General features: G+C 66.9%; 17 protein-coding genes and 2 pseudogenes. 13 read left to right on the forward strand and 6 right to left on the reverse strand.

The genetic code is table 11. The features are described from left to right. Nucleotides 1-186 precede the first annotated feature (186 nt). A pseudogene (locus tag AAF143_RS15815) lies at nucleotides 187-2,142 on the reverse strand (peptidase domain-containing ABC transporter); the annotation flags it as partial. 206 nt (nucleotides 2,143-2,348) lie between these two features. Here AAF143_RS15815 and AAF143_RS15820 point away from each other — a divergent pair. Next, a complete protein-coding gene (locus AAF143_RS15820; protein WP_414027350.1) occupies nucleotides 2,349-2,639 on the forward strand; it encodes a hypothetical protein in 291 nt (96 codons plus the stop codon). A gap of 127 nt (nucleotides 2,640-2,766) precedes the next feature. Here AAF143_RS15820 and AAF143_RS15825 read toward each other — a convergent pair whose 3' ends face one another. Genes AAF143_RS15825 through AAF143_RS15835 form a run of 3 tightly spaced genes read right to left on the reverse strand, consistent with a single transcriptional unit; the run spans nucleotide 2,767 to nucleotide 4,503 of the window. Further along, nucleotides 2,767-3,573, reverse strand: a complete 807-nt coding sequence (locus AAF143_RS15825; protein ID WP_255010026.1) for a peptidylprolyl isomerase — start codon at nucleotides 3,571-3,573, stop codon at nucleotides 2,767-2,769. Further along, nucleotides 3,570-4,133, reverse strand: a complete 564-nt coding sequence (locus AAF143_RS15830; RefSeq protein ID WP_414027351.1) for a tetratricopeptide repeat protein — start codon at nucleotides 4,131-4,133, stop codon at nucleotides 3,570-3,572. Before AAF143_RS15830 ends, AAF143_RS15825 begins: the two co-directional genes overlap by 4 nt. Beyond that, complete coding sequence (locus tag AAF143_RS15835; RefSeq protein WP_414027352.1) at nucleotides 4,108-4,503, reverse strand: hypothetical protein; 396 nt, start codon at nucleotides 4,501-4,503, stop codon at nucleotides 4,108-4,110. Before AAF143_RS15835 ends, AAF143_RS15830 begins: the two co-directional genes overlap by 26 nt. A 162-nt stretch (nucleotides 4,504-4,665) precedes the next feature. Between AAF143_RS15835 and AAF143_RS15840 the strand changes: the two are divergent. The 6 genes and pseudogenes from AAF143_RS15840 to AAF143_RS15865 all read left to right on the forward strand — a co-directional run. Continuing rightward, a pseudogene (locus AAF143_RS15840) lies at nucleotides 4,666-4,998 on the forward strand (glycosyltransferase family 2 protein); the annotation flags it as partial. Between the two features lie 229 nt (nucleotides 4,999-5,227). Then, nucleotides 5,228-7,453, forward strand: coding sequence for a glycosyltransferase 61 family protein (locus tag AAF143_RS15845; protein WP_414027353.1), 2,226 nt, complete (start codon nucleotides 5,228-5,230; stop codon nucleotides 7,451-7,453). Beyond that, nucleotides 7,450-8,724, forward strand: a complete 1,275-nt coding sequence (locus AAF143_RS15850) for a hypothetical protein (protein WP_255010018.1) — start codon at nucleotides 7,450-7,452, stop codon at nucleotides 8,722-8,724. The genes AAF143_RS15845 and AAF143_RS15850 overlap by 4 nt, the downstream gene beginning before the upstream one ends. Before the next feature lie 402 nt (nucleotides 8,725-9,126). Continuing rightward, on the forward strand, nucleotides 9,127-9,978 hold the full coding sequence (locus tag AAF143_RS15855; protein WP_255010014.1) for a calcium-binding protein: 852 nt from the start codon (nucleotides 9,127-9,129) through the stop codon (nucleotides 9,976-9,978). Between the two features lie 337 nt (nucleotides 9,979-10,315). Further along, nucleotides 10,316-11,068, forward strand: coding sequence for a calcium-binding protein (locus tag AAF143_RS15860; RefSeq protein WP_255010013.1), 753 nt, complete (start codon nucleotides 10,316-10,318; stop codon nucleotides 11,066-11,068). Nucleotides 11,069-11,122: 54 nt separating this feature from the next. Further along, on the forward strand, nucleotides 11,123-11,995 hold the full coding sequence (locus AAF143_RS15865; RefSeq protein WP_255010011.1) for a Stf0 sulfotransferase family protein: 873 nt from the start codon (nucleotides 11,123-11,125) through the stop codon (nucleotides 11,993-11,995). Here AAF143_RS15865 and AAF143_RS15870 read toward each other — a convergent pair. Further along, nucleotides 11,952-12,896, reverse strand: coding sequence for a glycosyltransferase family 2 protein (locus tag AAF143_RS15870; protein WP_414027354.1), 945 nt, complete (start codon nucleotides 12,894-12,896; stop codon nucleotides 11,952-11,954). The genes AAF143_RS15865 and AAF143_RS15870 overlap by 44 nt on opposite strands. Then, nucleotides 12,791-13,441 carry a nucleotidyltransferase domain-containing protein gene (locus tag AAF143_RS15875; protein WP_414027355.1) on the reverse strand — a complete coding sequence of 217 codons (651 nt, stop codon included), beginning with the start codon at nucleotides 13,439-13,441 and terminating at the stop codon, nucleotides 12,791-12,793. Before AAF143_RS15875 ends, AAF143_RS15870 begins: the two co-directional genes overlap by 106 nt. Before the next feature lie 105 nt (nucleotides 13,442-13,546). Here AAF143_RS15875 and AAF143_RS15880 point away from each other — a divergent pair, with 105 nt between their 5' ends. The 6 genes from AAF143_RS15880 to AAF143_RS15905 all read left to right on the forward strand — a co-directional run bounded on the left by AAF143_RS15880 (nucleotide 13,547) and on the right by AAF143_RS15905 (nucleotide 16,280). Then, nucleotides 13,547-13,948: a nucleotidyltransferase domain-containing protein gene (locus AAF143_RS15880; RefSeq protein ID WP_255010005.1), complete on the forward strand. Its 402-nt coding sequence runs from the start codon at nucleotides 13,547-13,549 to the stop codon at nucleotides 13,946-13,948. Continuing rightward, entirely contained in the window at nucleotides 13,935-14,312 is a 378-nt protein-coding gene (locus AAF143_RS15885; RefSeq protein ID WP_414027356.1) for a HEPN domain-containing protein, read from the forward strand. The genes AAF143_RS15880 and AAF143_RS15885 overlap by 14 nt, the downstream gene beginning before the upstream one ends. A 474-nt stretch (nucleotides 14,313-14,786) precedes the next feature. Continuing rightward, a complete protein-coding gene (locus AAF143_RS15890; RefSeq protein WP_414027357.1) occupies nucleotides 14,787-15,182 on the forward strand; it encodes an HI0074 family nucleotidyltransferase substrate-binding subunit in 396 nt (131 codons plus the stop codon). Further along, entirely contained in the window at nucleotides 15,073-15,339 is a 267-nt protein-coding gene (locus tag AAF143_RS15895; protein WP_414027519.1) for a nucleotidyltransferase domain-containing protein, read from the forward strand. The genes AAF143_RS15890 and AAF143_RS15895 overlap by 110 nt, the downstream gene beginning before the upstream one ends. 61 nt (nucleotides 15,340-15,400) lie before the next feature. Next, complete coding sequence (locus tag AAF143_RS15900; protein WP_414027358.1) at nucleotides 15,401-15,592, forward strand: hypothetical protein; 192 nt, start codon at nucleotides 15,401-15,403, stop codon at nucleotides 15,590-15,592. Continuing rightward, a complete protein-coding gene (locus AAF143_RS15905; RefSeq protein WP_414027359.1) occupies nucleotides 15,552-16,280 on the forward strand; it encodes a methyltransferase domain-containing protein in 729 nt (242 codons plus the stop codon). Before AAF143_RS15900 ends, AAF143_RS15905 begins: the two co-directional genes overlap by 41 nt. The last annotated feature ends 2 nt before the right edge of the window (nucleotides 16,281-16,282 follow it).

A 16,282-nucleotide genomic window follows, 5' to 3' on the forward strand; every position in this document is an offset into this window, starting at 1 on the left:
GCTCGGTGTCGGCGTCGAGGGCGGAGGTGGCCTCATCGAGAATCAGGAAGGAGGGATCCTGGAGGACAGTGCGGGCCAGGCAGATGCGCTGGCGCTGGCCGCCGCTGAGGCCTGAGCCCCGCTCCCCGAGGGGGTGGCGTAGCCATTGGCCAGCTCGAGGATGAACTCGTGGGCGGCGGCCACCTTGGCGGCGGCGATCACGGCCTCCATGTCGGCGTCGGGGTTGTTGAGGCGAATGTTGTCGAGCACGGTGCCTCCGAAGAGCAGGCTCTCCTGGGGCACGTAGCCAATGCGGCGGCGCAGGCTGGCGAGCTGCACCTTCTCGATGTCGTAGCCATCGAGGTAGATGTGGCCGCCCTTGGGGTTGTAGAGGCGATCGATCATCTGCACCAGGGTGCTCTTGCCGCTGCCGCTGAGGCCCACGATGCCCACAAGCTGGCCGGCTTCGATGTGCAGATCGAGCTCATCGAGCAGCAGCGGGCCGCGGTCGCCGTAGCGAAAACTCACCCCCTCAAAGCGGAGCTCACCGCGGATGGGCGGCAGGGGCAGGGCTTGGAGATCCTCCTCGCCCACCTCGGGGATGGCGTTCATCACATCACCGATGCAGCCCAGGGAGTTGCGCATCTCCTGGAAGGCCTGCCAGAGCGAGGAGAGCTTGATCAGGGGTGAGACCAGCTGGCCGGAAAGCAGGCGCACGGCGATCAGGGCGCCGATGCTGAGCTGGTTGGCCAGGATCAGGTTCGCCCCGACCACGAACGTGGTGATCTCGATCAGATGGCTCACAAGCTTGGCGGTTTCGCCCGTGAGGCTGCTGAGCTGGGTGATGCGGAAGCGGGCGTTGGTGTAGCGGCGGTAGCGATCCAGCCATTCCCAGCGCGCCTCCACCTCGAAGTTCTGGCTCTTGACGGTGCGCATGCCGCCCAGAACTTCGACGAGATAGGAACCCGCCGAAGAGGCATACATCGTGCTCTGGTTGATCAGGCGCAGCAGCACCGGCGTGGTGGTGAGATTGAGCACGGCCAGGATCGGCACCATCACCAGGATGATCAACGTGAGGGTGGGGTTGATGGCAAGCAACACCACCAGGAAGACCACGCTGAAGGCCACATCGAGGCCCACGCCGAGCAATTGGTCGACCAGGAACTGCCGGATCTGGTAAAGCTGATTGATGTTGTAGTAGATGGCGCCCACCGAACGACGCTCGAAGTAGGGCAGCGGCAAGCGCAACAGATGTTCGACCACGGTGGAGCCGAGGCGCACATCGACCCGATCGGAGAGATCGGCGGTGATCAGGGCGCGCACACCACCGAGCAAGGAAGCGGCGACGGCCGCCACCACCAAAATGAGGGTTAGGGGCACCAGCAACGACTGGTTGTTCTTGCTGACCACCTCATTGAGCAGCAACAGCACTCCCAGCGGAAACACCGCTTCGAGCATCTTGGCCACGAAGCCCGTGAGCAGCGTGAGCGAGAGCAGGTTGGGGTAGCGCAGGAAGGCGGGCAGGAACCAGCCCAGGCCGAACTCGGTGCTCTCGCGCTCCAGGCGCCCCTGGCGGATCACGAGCAGATCGAGACCTTCGGGGAAGCGCTGCTCCAGCTGGCGCAGCCCATAGCGGCGCAGGCCGAAGCGCGGATCACCGATCAACACGCCGCCGCCGCTGGCGGCCAGCATCAACACCAGGGCCCCGTCGATGTCGAGCATCGCCGGGGGCTCCATGCGCGCCAGGTCCCAGGGGCGAGCGCGCAGGGGGCGGGTCTCGAAGCCCAGGGCCTCCAGTTGCAGGCCCACCTGGGGCAACTTGAGGGCTCCGAGGCGCTCCTCCACATCGAGGAGGTTGCGGCGCACCAGATCTTCGGAAAAGGAGATCCGGCGGGAGGCGGTGAGGTGGAGGATGCAGGCCAGGGCCTGGTCCACGCGGCTGCTGGCGGCCCCAGCCCTGGCACTGAAGCTGATGTCCGGATCGCTGGCGGCCTGGTGGTCGGGCTGATCCTCGACAGGCTCCGCCTCCAACGGGGTGCCCACCAGCGAGGTGCTGCGGCGCACGGTGAGGGCCGCAGCACCGGTGGTGTCGGGCTCCACATCGGCGGGCAGGGGGCCGCCAGGGCCCCTCGGGCACCGCCAGCACCCGCGGCGGCAGGCCATCGATGGGCTGGCGCCACTGGCTTGATTCCGGTGCCAGGCGCTCACCCGTCTGCAGGCCGCCGGGCTGACCGGGACCGCTGTAGATGATCAGATGGCCCTCGGGGAGCTGCTCCTCGGGGCTGAGCAAGCGGCTTTCCCGCTGCAGCTGACGCAGGCGCGGCAGGGGGTCCTGCTGCTGCAGGCCCTGCTGCTCCCAATGGGCGGCCATGAGCACGGCCACCTCCTCGAAGCTGGGGCTGGAAAGGGCGGCGCGCAGGGTGGGCTCCTGCTGCAGGGCCGCCCGGGCCACGGCGGCGGGGATCAGCACCAGGGCGCTGGGCTTGGAGGCGGTGAGGGTCACCTCCGGTTCGGCGCGCCAGATGGCGCTCCAGCTCACCCAGTCGCCGGGCTCGACGAAGCCCAGGTTCCAGGGGGCGGCGCCGGGCTTGGAGAGCAGCCGGCGCAGGCGGCCCTCCAGCAGCAGGGCGACCCCGGGGGGCAGCTGGCCGGCCCGCTGAAAGGGCTGGCCCATGGGCAGCTGCACGATGCGCGACTGCTCGGCCAAGGCGGCGATGAACGGCCCGGGGCAGCCCTGAAGAAGGGGCGTGCGCGCAAGGATCTGGGCGAGGCTGTTGGAGCTCGTCATCAGGCCACCACCTCCGCCGTGATCACCTCAGGGCTGGCCCAAGCGGCCTCCAACAGGCGCTGGCGCAAGCGCAGCAGCTGTTGGCTGAGCCACTGGCTGCGCAGGCGAATCAACAGCTGATCCTGCAGGGGGCCATCGAGCTGGGCGGGTTGGAGGGATTCGACCCGCATCAGGTGAACGCGACCATTGACATCGAGGGGAGGAATCAGCACACCGGGCTTGTAGCGGCGCACCACCTTGGCCAGCAGGGGATTGAGTTGCTGCACGCGGATCGGGCCGATGATGCCGCGGTTGGTGCGGTCGAGCCCCTGGGCGTAGTTCTCCACCAATTCCGGGAAGCTCAGCTCACCCTCCTGCATCTGAAAGAACAGCTCAGTGGCCAGGTCGGCGTCGTCGATGCGCACCACGCTCATCACCACTTGGTCGAAGTCGGCGCGGTGTTGCAGAAACAATGAGGCCACCTCCGAGGCCCAAAGGGTCTCGCTGGCCCGCTGGAGCCTGGCCTCGAAGCCCACCAGGCGCTCCAGCTGATCCAGGCCAAGGCCACGGCTCTGGCGCCAGTCATCGAGCTCCTCCAACGAGGCCAGGCCCTGGCGTTTGCCGTAAGCCAGCAGGGCCTCACTGGGATCGTCAGCGCGGTCGGAATCCGGTCCGCCCAATTGATCGCAGAGGGCTTCCAGCATCTGGCGCTGCAGGTAGGCCTCCAGCAGTTCTGCGGCGGCCAGGGAACGAATCAGATCTGCGTTGGGGAGGGGAAGGTTATCGCTGAGGGATTGAACGGCCGGGGGCAGGTTCTGCTCGCTCATGGGGCTTGGGTCGCCGCTCCAGGGTTGGCCAGCAGATCGCGGTAGACCATGGCCGCCTGCTGGAAGTCGCCACGGCGCTCGAGCAATTGCGCCAGGCGCCGGATCAGCTCCGGACCGGCCCCACGGCCGCGCAGGTACTGCAGCAACTCGATCGCCGATTGGTCATCGCCCATCTCTTCGAGGGTCTGTGAGGCGGAGGCCAGACTCTCGGGGCGGAGGTGATCGGGCTTGATGCGGAAGATGCGCAGCGCCAACTGGGCGGCATCCATCGGTCGCCCCAGCTGCTGGTTCGCCAGGGTGAGGTTGGTGAGGGCCGCCAGGGCCTCAGAGGAGTTGGGATCGGTGAGCTCGATGGCACGGGAGAGCAGTTGCACCGCCTCCTCCGGGCGACCGGTGGTGAGGCAGAGGCCGCCAAGATTCACCAGGGAGCGGTAATGGCGGGGATTAATGGTCACGGTTTCGCGGAACCAGCGCTCGGCCTCGTCGCGGCGATCCTGCAGCAGGGTGGCCAGCCCCAGCAGGTTGGTGAGGTCTTCATGGCGCTGGCCCTGACCCAGCATCCCCAAAAGCTGCTGTTCGACCTCGACGGCCGTGGCTGTGCTCAGCCGTTCCTTGAGGGGCCTCAGCAGCTGGTCCATGGACACCGGCGCGGGGGGCGCCGCGGAACGGGACAGGGGCCACGGCGTTGGGAGCCTGAGCCGATCGCGCCGGGGGCAGCACGGGCTGCGCGAACACACCCGACGGCGCAGCGGCGCCGAACAGCGCCCGCAAGCCCACGTAGGCCTGGCGGTAGACCGCTCCGGCCAGATCGCCGGAGCCCTGGTGCGCCAGCAGCTCGGCGTAGGCGAAGTAACGCTCGGCCTGCTGCAACACCTGGGCCGGATCGGCCGGCGGTGGAGGCGCGGGGGCGGCAAAACCAGCCGGTGGCATCCCCTGGGGTTGATAGGTGGGGGCGGAAGAAGGGGCGGAAGCAGGTGCTGCCGAAGCACCGGGGCCCCCTGGCCGCCCAGCCAATGGATCAGGGCCCTGCGCAGACTGGGCCTCGTCGGTTGGGAAGGTTGGGGTTGCCAGGGGGGAGTGGTTCCGTATCCCATGCTCAAGCGGCCACCATGGCTCAGTGGGCCCAATGATTGCACGGGTTTCCGTGGTGGTTCCGTTCCGGAACGCGGCCCCCTGGCTGTCCGCCACCCTGGCGTCCCTGGCCGATCAACGGGGGTGAGTTACGAGCTTGTGGCCGTGGATGACGGCTCCAGCGACGGCTCGGCCGAGGTGCTGCGGCGCTGTTGGCAGCAGCTGGGCCAGCAGGCCCCGCTGCGCCTGCTGCGGATGGAGGGAGCCGGCAGTGTTTCGGCGGCGCGCAACGCCGGCTGGCAGGCGGCAACGGCCCCGCTCGTGGCCTTCCTCGATGGCGATGACCTCTGCCTCGGGCAGCGGCTGGCGGCCCAGGCGCAGCGGCTGGAACGCCAGCCGGAGCTGGGGCAGGTGCTCTGTGGCTGGAACCGCTTCAGCGAGGAAGCCGCCGGCCCTGACGATGGGGCCAACAGCGGCAGCGGGTTCCACACCGTGAAGCCCTGGCTGGAGGGGGCCGGCTTCGATCCGGAGGCGGCCTTTCGCCACAAGGCGGTGCTGCCAAGCGCCTGGATGCTGCGCCGCAGTGCCCTTGAGCAGGTGGGGGTTCGATCCCGGCCTGCGCCATGCCGAGGACGTGGACCTGCTGCTGCGGCTGGCCCTGGCCGGGGTGCGCGGGGCCTGGGTGGAGGAGGTGTTGTGCGGCTACCGGGTGCATCCGGGCGGGGCCAGTCGCCGGCTGCGCCCCCAGAGCGAAGCGCTGTTGTGGGTGCTGGGGCAGCGGCTGAAGGAGCTGCCCCTTGGTCACCCCCTGGCGGAACGACAGGCGGAGCTCTTGCTGGGGGCGCGGTCGTGGTCGGCCTGGAAGGCCTGGAGCGAAGGCGACGACGCGCTAGCCCAGGAGCTCTGGCGCACGGCCTGGGGCGCCAGCCCCCAGGGACCGGCGCGCACCTGGCTGCACCTGGCCCAGGCGGTGGAAAAGGGAAGCCAGCGGGAGGGCCAAGCGTTCAGCTCCGCCACCCTGCTGGCCCATCCGGCCTGGCAGAGCTTGGAATCGCATGTGGCGGGCTACCTGCGGGGCCGTGACCGCCAGCCGTTTCCCGAACCATCCCCCACCGCCTTGGCCACGGCAGCGGCCAACCAGCAACGGGGCTGGAGCCTGCTGGCCTTCGGCTACGCCAGGGCCGGCCTGGCCCTCTGGCAGCGGCAACTGGGCGCTGAGCTAGCTGTGTTGGATGGGGCGCCCTGGGGGCCACAGCTCCTGGCGAACGCCTGGCGCTCGCAAAGCGATGCGGTCTCCCCTGTCCGTTGCCAGGGGCTGGACTGGTGCGCGGCACTGCTGGCCTGGGACGGTGGGCAGGACGGTGTGGACGCCCTGGTGGACGCCCTGGTGGAGCTGCTGGCGGCCTGGGCAGGGCTCTGCTGGGGCCAGAGCGGCGACAGCGCCATCGCCCGGCTGGAGCAGGCCTTCGCCCTGCGGCCCGATCCCCGCCTGCTACGGGCCCTGGCACGGCTGCACCGCCCCCATGCGGCCACCGGGGCGCTGGCGCTCGAACAACTCGCCGACCGTTTGGAGGAGAGCCACCCGCCGGGCCCGGCAGCGTTCCCCGCTTCAGTCCTCGACGGGCTGAGTGATCGGCCCGAACCCCTGGCGGTCAGTCGGCGCTGCCGCGGGCCCAACTGCCTGGACTGCGGCCTCGCCAGCCTGGGGGCCTGGGAGCGGCAGCCGCTGGCCCCCGGCTGCGAGCTCTGGATCCCGCCCTTCACCGATCCCCTTGCCGCCCTTGGGGCCGACAGCGGCGCTTCTCCCACCTGCCTGCCCGGCGGACGGGCCTGGCTGCGGCCGCCCCTCGCCAACCCCTGGGGCTCCAGCGGAGCGGTGGTGGTGGCGGATCGGGACGGAAACCGGCGCGCCGACCTCTGCCGCCGCTACCCCCAGGCCTGGCCGGCCTGCGCCGAGGCGGCCTGGGCTCCGGCGGCCGAACTGGAGGCAGCTGCGGAACCCGAGCCCGGCGGCGAACCGCTGGAACTGGCTGGCAGCGTGCTGGCGGTGGCGGATCTTTCGGCCGAGATCCACTACCACTGGCTCCTGGAGCAGCTGCCGCGGCTGGGGCTGGCCCTGGAGGCCCTTGATCCCGCGGAGCGGGCGGAACTGCACATCTGGCACAACGGCGGCAACGACCCCCAGCGCCTGGGCGTGCTCAGCACGCTGCTGGGCCTGGATCCCGCCCAGCTGATCGACGCCCGAGTCCATCCCCATATCCGGGCGGAACGGCTCCTGGTGCCTGCCTACGCCGGTCGCTTTGGCTGGCCTTCGGCGCAGGCCCAGCACTGGCTGCGCCAACGGCTGCTGCCGGGCGATCAGGGGCCAGCTGGTCGGCGGCGGCTGTGGCTGGGGCGGGGTGCCTCGGCCAGGCGGCCGGTATGGGGCGAAGCGGCCCTGCTGGAGCACCTTGAGCAGCTGGGGCTGGCGCTGGAGCCGATCGACCTGGGGGCGCTCAGCCTGCAGGAGCAGGCGGCCGCCCTTGCCGAGAGCGAACTGGTGGTGGCCCCCCACGGCGGCGCCCTGGCCAGCCTGGTGTTCGCTCGGCCGGGAACACGGGTATTGGAACTGCACCAACCCCGTTACGCCCCGCCCTATTTCCATGGGATCGTGCAGTTCCAGTCGTTGCGGTATGCCCGCTGCGTCCAATCCGCCGAGACGCCGCACCTCTACCGGGAATTGGTGTTTGAAGGCCCTCTGGTGGAACCCATCCAGCTCGATCCCCTCCGTTGCGCCGAAGCCTTGAGTGCCCTGCTGAGCACGCCATGAGCGCCCTGACCACCGACCGTGACCTGTTGGACCGACTGGCCGCTGCGGCTTTAGCCGGCGAGCCCGACCCCGCCGACTGCGAGGTGCTGGCCGAGCGGCTGGTGGCGGTGGGAGCCACGGCCGCCGCCGCCCGCTGGCGCACCTGGGGCCTGCTGCCCCCGGTCGCCGATCAACTGCTTGAGGGCATCGGCGAGGCCACGCTCCAATTGCTCGAAGGGGGCGAACGCCCGACCGCGCCGCCGCCGCGGTCGGAAACATGGAAAGGGCTGCAGCAACGGCTCGATGAGGGGGCCCACCCCGCCGAGCTGGAGGGCTGGGTGCGCCGGCTACGGGAGGAGCCCTCACCCGGCAAGCAATCCCTGATGGAGCTGAGCCAGCGGCTGCTGGCGGCCCAGGCCCCGCGGGCGGCCCTGGCGGCCCTCGATCCCCTGATGCGCGAGGCCCTGGAGGATCCCTTGCTCGCCACGCGTCTGGCCCAGGTGCAACGGGCCTGTGGCAACGCCCACCAGGGTGAACTCTGGAGCCGACTGAGCCTTAAGGCCCAACCCGACCAGCCGCTGATGTGGTTCCAGCTGGCAAGGCTGCTGCTGGACCAAGGGGCCCTCGATGAGGCCCTGGAATGCGCTGAAGCCGGCTTGGGCTACGCGGCCTCCCACCCCTGGGGCCTCAAGCTGCGCGCCAACGCCCTGGCGGCCAGCCGCGGCTGGACCACCTACGAACGCCTGAGGGAACTCGGAGCCCTGCCCGACGACGCGGCCTTCCTGGATTCCCTGGATCGGGAAAGGCTGCGCCTGCAGCGGCGGGCGAGCCTGGGACGCCGCTGGCCCGAGCCCCCAGCGCTCGATGCGCGGCTTCGGTTGCGCAACCTGCTGAAAACGGTCGAGGCCGGGGTGGTGTTGATCCAGGGGCGCCATGGCGAGGCCCTGCGCTGGCTGCTCGAAGCCGGGGCCTGGACGACGCCGCCTGAGGTCATCCCCGTGGCCAGCCGTGATCCATTCCGGGTGGCCGAAGCGCTCGGTGCCGCGGGCTTCTCGGTGCAAGCTGAACGGCCTTTGCGGCGCCTGAGCGAGCTGGAGCGCATCGATCTGACCGTGATCGAGCGCCCGGCAGGCCGCCACCTGCCACTCCTGCTGCGCTCGGCACTGCTGGGCTCGTCACTGAGGGGCGCAGGCCTGGTGCTGGCGCCCGTGGGCCTGATCCAACTGCCAGGCCGCTCGCTGGGGCGCTTCAGCGGCTGGGAGCTGTTCGCGCGAGCCACCGAATCGACCTGAGCGGAGGCGCTTCGAGGCCCTGTTGCCGTCGTAAAAAATACATTTTCAAAACGAATCACCCCCCTCTTGCGCCTGGAGGACCCCCATCAGCAACCCCTGACATTCACGCCAAGGCGCTTGTGAACCAGATCTCAAGAGGATCAAGGCGCCATTCGGACCCCCTCCCCCAGCGAGGAGCAGCCCCAAACCCCTCTCCAGGACTGGATTTTCGACCTACTGAGCACCAGCACCAAAGCACTCCCGCGCCAAGTGGACGAATTTGAGATTGTCCCCACGACATCAGCAATCCCGTGCATTCCCTGGCTATTTCAGAGAATTTACTGAACAATGCGAGGGGGAGGCCTTGAAACCTAAGTTGCCCGTGGTAAGGTTGCACCAACAAATTGCTCTCGAACATTAAATATGTCAGAACCCACTCTCCCTTCATCACCAGTATTTACCGATCCCACAGCTGTAGCAGATGTTCCTGCGGGCTCAGATGTCAATGCGGTCGATGCCACCACTGCCCCCGTTCAGCTGACCGGCAGCAGCCAGACCTTCACTACAACCAATGCGGCACCAGGACAGACAGCCAACGTCGTTGTTTCCGGCCTGAACAATACCCTGAACCTCGGCACTGGGGCCGCCAACGTTGCTGTTATCGGTGACGGTGCCATCGTTGAATCCGTCCAGCTTTTGGATTCGGCCGGTGTGCCGATTCCTGATGCCGGCAAAGCGATCACCCTCGGCGATCCCACCGTTCCTTACAACGGCGGTGTCGTTGACACGACTGCCGCAGTCTCGGGCGATTCCATTGGCTCGACCGAGACTGTGGCCCAATCAGCCGGTGGCCAAGCACCTTCGGGTGGCGGTGGCTTTGCTTACTACGTCCACGGTGGCACAGGCAACGACTCGATCATCGGCTCCAGCCAGAACGACTACATTCGTGGCGGCGCTGGAGACGATTCGATCAGCTCTGGTGGCGGCAACGATCTGGTTCGTGGCGGTGCGGGCAGCGACAGCATCTTCACTGGACTCGGCATCGACACCCTTTACTACACGGCTGACCAAATCGGCGCCTCAACCGATATCTGGCAGGACTTCACCTCTGGAGTTGACAAACTCACCTTCGACGCCGGAATTACGGCCACGATCAGCTCTGACGGTCTGTCCGTTGTTCTTTCCATCGTTGCCAGTGGTGCCACAACAACGGTCACCAGTCAGTCGGGGCTGTTCGCAGCAACAGATCTTCAACAGGTCAACTTCATCGGCTAAGCCTGCACAGCCCACCAATCAAGCAACGGCCTCCCCTGGAGGCCTTTTTTTGCCTTGAACGGCCCATTCGAATCGGGATTCACCCAGCTCAGGGCCCGCGGCGGCGGCCGAACGTCAAGCTTCCTTTGGCTCGGTGAACCAACGAATCTGAGGGTTCCATGAAAAAAGGAGAAACCCGTAGCACCCGACACGAGAGCCTTCACAACGCTCCAGTTAGCTGGGCTTCTGGGGTAAGTCAAGAACCCAGGTTCGGCGCATGTCAGCAAATCAAAACTTAACTCGCTTGACTTCGCAGGCCGATCTCCTTTAGCTTATCGCTACCCATCGCTGCAGCCCGATGTCAGAACCGCTTCTTCCACCCATTAATTGGGGCGACTACAGCGACCCCAACCTCCTCTTTGGCACCAACAAGTCCGATCTGCTGAGCGGCACCACGGATAGCGATCTGATCACGGCCAAGAAGGGCAGCGATCTGGTCAACGGCGGCCAAGGCAACGACTTCATTCTCGCTGGCAAGGGCCATGACCTTGTCGATGGCGGCGCTGGCAACGACCTGATCTTCGGTGGTTCCGGCAATGACCTGATCAACGGAGGTGACGGCAACGACATCCTGCTGGGCGAATCCGGCAACGATCTGATCAGTGGCGGCGACGGCGACGACTGGATCAGTGGCGGCAAGGGTAATGACTCGATCGAAGGCGGTGCGGGCAACGACACCATCTACGGCGGCGCTGGCAACGACAAAATCTTTGGTGGTGACGGCAACGACAAGATCTTCGGCGGTTCTGGCAAGGACACGATCGATGCCGGAGCAGGCAACGACTGGGTGCTGGCAGGGAAGGGCAGCGATCTGATCACCCTGGGAACCGGCAACGACACCCTCTTCTTCAGTGCTCACTCCTTCGTTGGGGGCAAAGACACCGTCACCGACTTCACCAGTGGTGTCGACAAGATTGTTGTCGACAAGGGGATCAGCGCCTCGATCACCAACGGTGGTCAGTCGATCATCTTCACGGCAGCCCACGCCACAACCACGCTGATCAGTGGCAAGGATCTGTTCCAGACCACCGACATCAACTTCATCGTCTGAGCCTTTGGCACAATCGGCTCACGTCACGGCCACCCGTTCGCGGGTGGCTTTTTGATGAACGACGGCAATGGAATCGAGCGGGAGCCGCTGCGGGAGCTGGAGCTGCTGTCGCCCTGGTTCGATGCCTCCTCCCCCACCCAAGCGACGGTGGCTGCGATCGAGGAACCCAAGCGTCTGCTGGTGGTGGTGGCGCCCCCGCGTTCCGGCTCCTTCCACCTCTGCCGGTTGCTGTGGCCACTGGGCTACGGCAGGCCCACCGAATACCTCAACCCCAACCCGCTCTACCGCTCGATCCTCGGACGCTTCGGTCAGGTGGGCTCCCGGGCCTGGCTCCAAACCCTGGTGAAGGAGCGCTCGGCCCGCTCAAGCTTCACGGGCACGCCGTTTTTCGCTTTGAAACTGCAGGCCCAGCAGGGACGTGGGTCGCTCAAGCAGGTGCTGCGCAGACACTTCCCCTCACCGCTTGAGGCCCTTGGCCTGCGGCCAGAGCCAGCGCTGGTGGTGCGGCTGCGGCGCCGGGATCAAGTGGCGGCCATGGCCTCGCTGCACTTTTCCCGTTGCACGGGCGCCTTCGATCTGGGGCTGGTGACCACCCACCAGGGGCTGCCGATCGGCCAACTGCTCGAGCGGAGCGCCATCGCCCAGACCATGGCCGAGTATCAGGCCCATCTCAGCTGGCTGGAGCAGGGGACAAGGGAGATCGCTCCGGTGCACAGCCTCGATCTGGAAGACCTGGTGAGCGACCAGGCCGGCACGCTGCTGGCGCTGGTGCAAGCGCTGGAGCCTGAGGCCAGCCCCAGCCACCAACATCCGCACCTGGGGGTGCGCCTGCGCCGCGAGGCCTCGGCCTACGTGGCCGAGCGCCGGGACTGGATCGAGCGCATCAGTGCGGTGGTGCGGCTGCAGGAAGGCGGGGCAGATCGCTGATCGACAGCCAGCGCAACAGGCGTGGAAGCCAGGCGGCGGGCACGGCCGAGGCCACGGCGGCCCCATGGCGGCCGATCAGCCGCCGCAGCCAGCCGCGCAGCAGGGCGCGGCGCCGTTCCAGGAGCACAGCCGGCGGCAGACGGTGCAAGACAGAGGCGGAGGCCTCAAGCCTGGCGGCGGGGGCGGCGGGGCTGAAGCGCGTGAGCGCCGCCATGGTGCGGTTGGCCTCCAAGTGGGCCTGCTGGCGTAGCACCTGCCAGCGCCGGGCCCAGGTCCTGAGCCAGGGGGAGGTGGGTTCTGGATGCTGCTCCGGTGCCCCCAGGCGCAGGGCCACCCCATGGGGCAGGCTGCTCACCCCCGCCGGGGCCAGGTGGGCCAAGGTGGCTCCGGGGCGCAGGAACAGCCGCTCGAACAAGTCGATGTCATCGAAACCCCAACCCAACAGGTAGGGGTTAAAACCACCAACGTCGACCAAGGCGAGCCGTTCGACGGCGAACAGCCCCAGGTCGTCGAGATTGGCCGCGCCCTTGGGGCCCTCCAGACCCATCAGCCCCCCGGGCAGCTGACGGATCTGCAGGGTGGCGGCCGCCGGATCGAAGCCCGCAAAAAACGGCTCCTCCAGAAGGGCATCGGCATCGGCCTTGAGGATCCAGGGATGACGGGCCTGCCCAAAGCCGTGGTTGTAGGCCCGGCTCAGCCACCACTGCTGCTCCCCCTCCACCCGCAGCAGGCGCAGGCGGGCATCGGCGGGCAGATCGGCCGCCGTGATCGGCGGATCCGAAGACCAATCGACGATCAGATGCTCAGCATGGGTGCCATGGCGGCTGATCGAGGCGGCCGTGCGGCGCAGCTGGGCGCTGCGGTCGCGGGCGGCGGTGACGATGGTGTACGGAGACGGCAAAGCCACGTTGCTCGAACGACTTCATGATCCAGCTCCGACGGAGACGCATCAACTCCCTCTGCCGGCATTGACTGCTGGCCGATTTGCAGGGCTGAATCAGATCGCCTCGGAGGCGAGCGCCGGCGGCCACAGCCAGCGGGCGTCGCGTTGCAGCTCAAGGGCAAACCGGGATCCCTCTGCCAGCAGGTCGGCATGCTCGCGGGGGTGAGCACGAGGGCATCGCAGCTCAGGGGCAGCTGCTCCAGGGGCCAGCCCCGCAGACGCTCGTGCTGGGGGCCGCTGGCGGCCGCATCGATCAGCAGCAGGTCGAGGTCGCTGCCCACACCGGCGCTGCCCCGGCCGTAGCTGCCAAACACCGCGACCCGCTGCAGGGAGGGAATGGAAGCGGCCTGCTCAGCGGCCCAGCCTTCCACCTGGCGCAGGATCTCCTCGGGCTCAGGCCAGCGCAGCACGGATTGCGTCAAGGAGCGCACGGGCATGGCGAAGGGCGTCGTCGCTTTGCAAGCGACCGAAATGGTCGGTGGGGGCCCCATCGGGAAGGCCATCGGCGGAACGGTTCATGGGGCCATTGTGGAGCGTCTAAGTGGTGCGTTGAAGTGGTGCGCCAAGGCAGCGCCGCTAGCTTGTGAACAGATCGGGCGCTCAAACCAATGGTGGCCGCCGCTGGCACGCTTCCCTGGGCAGCCCCCCGGCCGTTGCCCGCCGATCTGGATCTTGGCCCCGGGCTCGATCCCGATCGACTGCTGCAGGCCCTCCAGCGCCTGGCCCTGGCCCCCGGGGTGCTGGCGCTGGTGGCGTTTGGCTCGCGCGGCAGGGGCGATGCCTGGCCGGATTCCGATCTCGATCTCGCCGTGATCTGCCGCGAGGGAACACTGACTTCCTCAACGAAGGCGGAGCGGTGGTACGCCTACCGCCAGACCCTCGGGCCGCTGGGCTGTGGCGTTGATCTGGTGGTGGTCGGATTTGAGGATGCTGGCCGCCTCGCCGGCTCCCGCTGGCATGTGCTCGGCGATGTGGCCCGGGAGGGCCAGGTGCTTTATGTCTCCGGCTGAGGATGCTGCCTTGCTGCTGATGCTGGTGCGGCGTCACCTGCTGACCCTGAGCTTTGGCCTTGATCCAAGTTGCCCGGCTGAAGACTGGGGCTTCACGGCCCAGCAGGCTGTGGAGAAACTGCTGAAGACCCTGATCGTGCTCCGCGACCAGCGTCCGCCCCGGAGCCACGAACTGGCGGATCTGGCCGCCTTGGCGGAGCTGGCCCTCGATCCATTACTGCTCAAGCTGCAACCTTTCGCCGTGGAGGCGCGCTACGAGGAGGGCCCGTTCGCCTTACCGGCGGAGCGGACCGTGCTGATGGGGCGCCTCGAAGCTCTGCTGGCCCACTGCGAAGCCGCCGTGGCCCGCGCGGCGCGGCCCTGAGGCCATGGCGCAGGCTCAAGGCCAGGACCTCAAAACCCTGATGGGCCAGCAGGGCGGGCCGTTCCTCGATCCGAGTCCGCCAGCCACCAGAGCAGCGCATGGGTGTCGTGCAGCAGGGCACGGCTCAAGAAGGCTCAAGTAGCACCCCCTGACGCCGTTGGATGGCGGCCTGCTCAAGGGGCATCTCACCTGGATGGGCCGCATCCATCCATAGGGAGAAGTTGGTTTTGGACACGTGGACATTCACGGTGCGCTTAGGCCTCGTCAAGAATTCATCAAAATCAGTCCATCCCTGGACCAACGATAAGGAATAATCTGGCAACAGAGATCTCTAGGGCTTCCATCCAGGCCAATCCATGGTCGAACAAGATGTGCGCTGGCAGCAGCGCTACTCCAATTTCTGCCGGGCCCTAGAGCAGCTTGAATCGTTCTTCGAGCCGCCCGAGCTCAACGAACGGGAGCCTCAGGGATCTGTTGCGCAGCGAAGGCAATGCCGATCTACTTGGCTCCAGAGACACGCTGCGGGAAGCCTTCCGGCTTGGGCTGATCGGCGATGGGGAGGCCTGGATGTTGATGATTCAAGACCGCAACATCACGAGACATACCTACAACAGCAGCACCGCATTGGAGATCATCGGTCACATCCAAGGCTCCTACCTCCTTAGCTATCAGCAGCTGAGGGAGCGGCTCAAGCTCCGTCTTAAGGAAGCCCCCCATGACCCTGATTCCTGGCTTGCCCGCAGCGGCGGAAGAGAAGCTGCTGGATGTGCTCCGCAACCAGCCAAGCGTGGATCAGGTGTGGCTGTATGGCTCAAGAGCGATGGAACGGCACCAACCTGGATCGGATGTGGATCTCTGCCTGGCCGGTGAATCGATCAGCCATGGCGATCTGCTCAGGGTGATGGACCGGGTAGAGGATTTGCTGCTGCCCTGGAGGGTGGATCTCGCTCTGCAGCGGGAGCTACCCGCCGATCTGCTGGCTCACATTGAACGGGTGGGGCGCTGCCTCTGGAGGCGGCAGGGTTGACTCCATGGACATCCCTCGCGCCTGAGCCCCGTTAAAGTGGACGGGCATAGCTCAGGAATTGATGGCACAGGCTCCTGAGCGCTCGACCCTGATGCCCAGCGAGGGGGTGCTGAGCCTGCATGAACTCCATCGCACCTACGCCAGCTTTGCGGAATTCCAGCCGAATCTGATGAGCCTCCTGCAGCAGGGGGCTGATCGAGGATTGCATCCAGGTGACCCAAGCCCTGGGGATCCTGGAGCCCTTGAGCGGTGAACACATCCCGCCGGAAGCGATCACAATCCAGGGCCCCAATTACCGGGAATCGCTGATCGCCAACGGGCTCCTGAGCCGCAACCGGGCTGTGCTGCGCGTACTGGAGCAGAGCTACGGTTCGCTGGAGGCTCTGGGCCAGTTGGATGTGTACCTGGTGGAGGCTCTCACCGGCTTTGCCCTCTGGATGAGACGCCACCTGGGGGATGAACATCTCACCTGCAGTGAGTTCCTCAACGACGCCGAAAACAACTTCGCTGACATCCACAACGAAGACCTCTGCGCCCTGAGTTATTCGGATGCCAGCTTCGATCTAATCCTTTGCAATGAACTGTTTGAGCATGTCAGGGATCTTGATCTGGCCTTCCGAGAGATGGCCCGGGTGTTGCGACCCGGCGGGCGGCTGATCGCCACCTGCCCCATGGCCTTTGGCCAGCAGGATTCGATTGTCAAGGCCCGCTTCAATGAGGCGAGCGGCCACGACGAACTGCTTACCGAGGCCGAGTTCCATGGAGATCCGATCCGACCCGAGGCTGGATCGCTGGTCTACCGCATCCCGGGCTGGGATTTAATCGATCAACTCCAAACGGCCGGATTCAGTGATGTCGTGATGCACCACCTGGCCAGCTGGAAACATGGAATTCTCGGTTCGGATCTGCCGGGGGTGCTGGTGATCGAAGCGCAGCGCTAGCG

Origin of the sequence: Cyanobium sp. ATX-6F1 (genome assembly GCF_047395825.1) — a bacterium.
Taxonomy (GTDB): Bacteria; Cyanobacteriota; Cyanobacteriia; order PCC-6307; family Cyanobiaceae; genus ATX-6F1.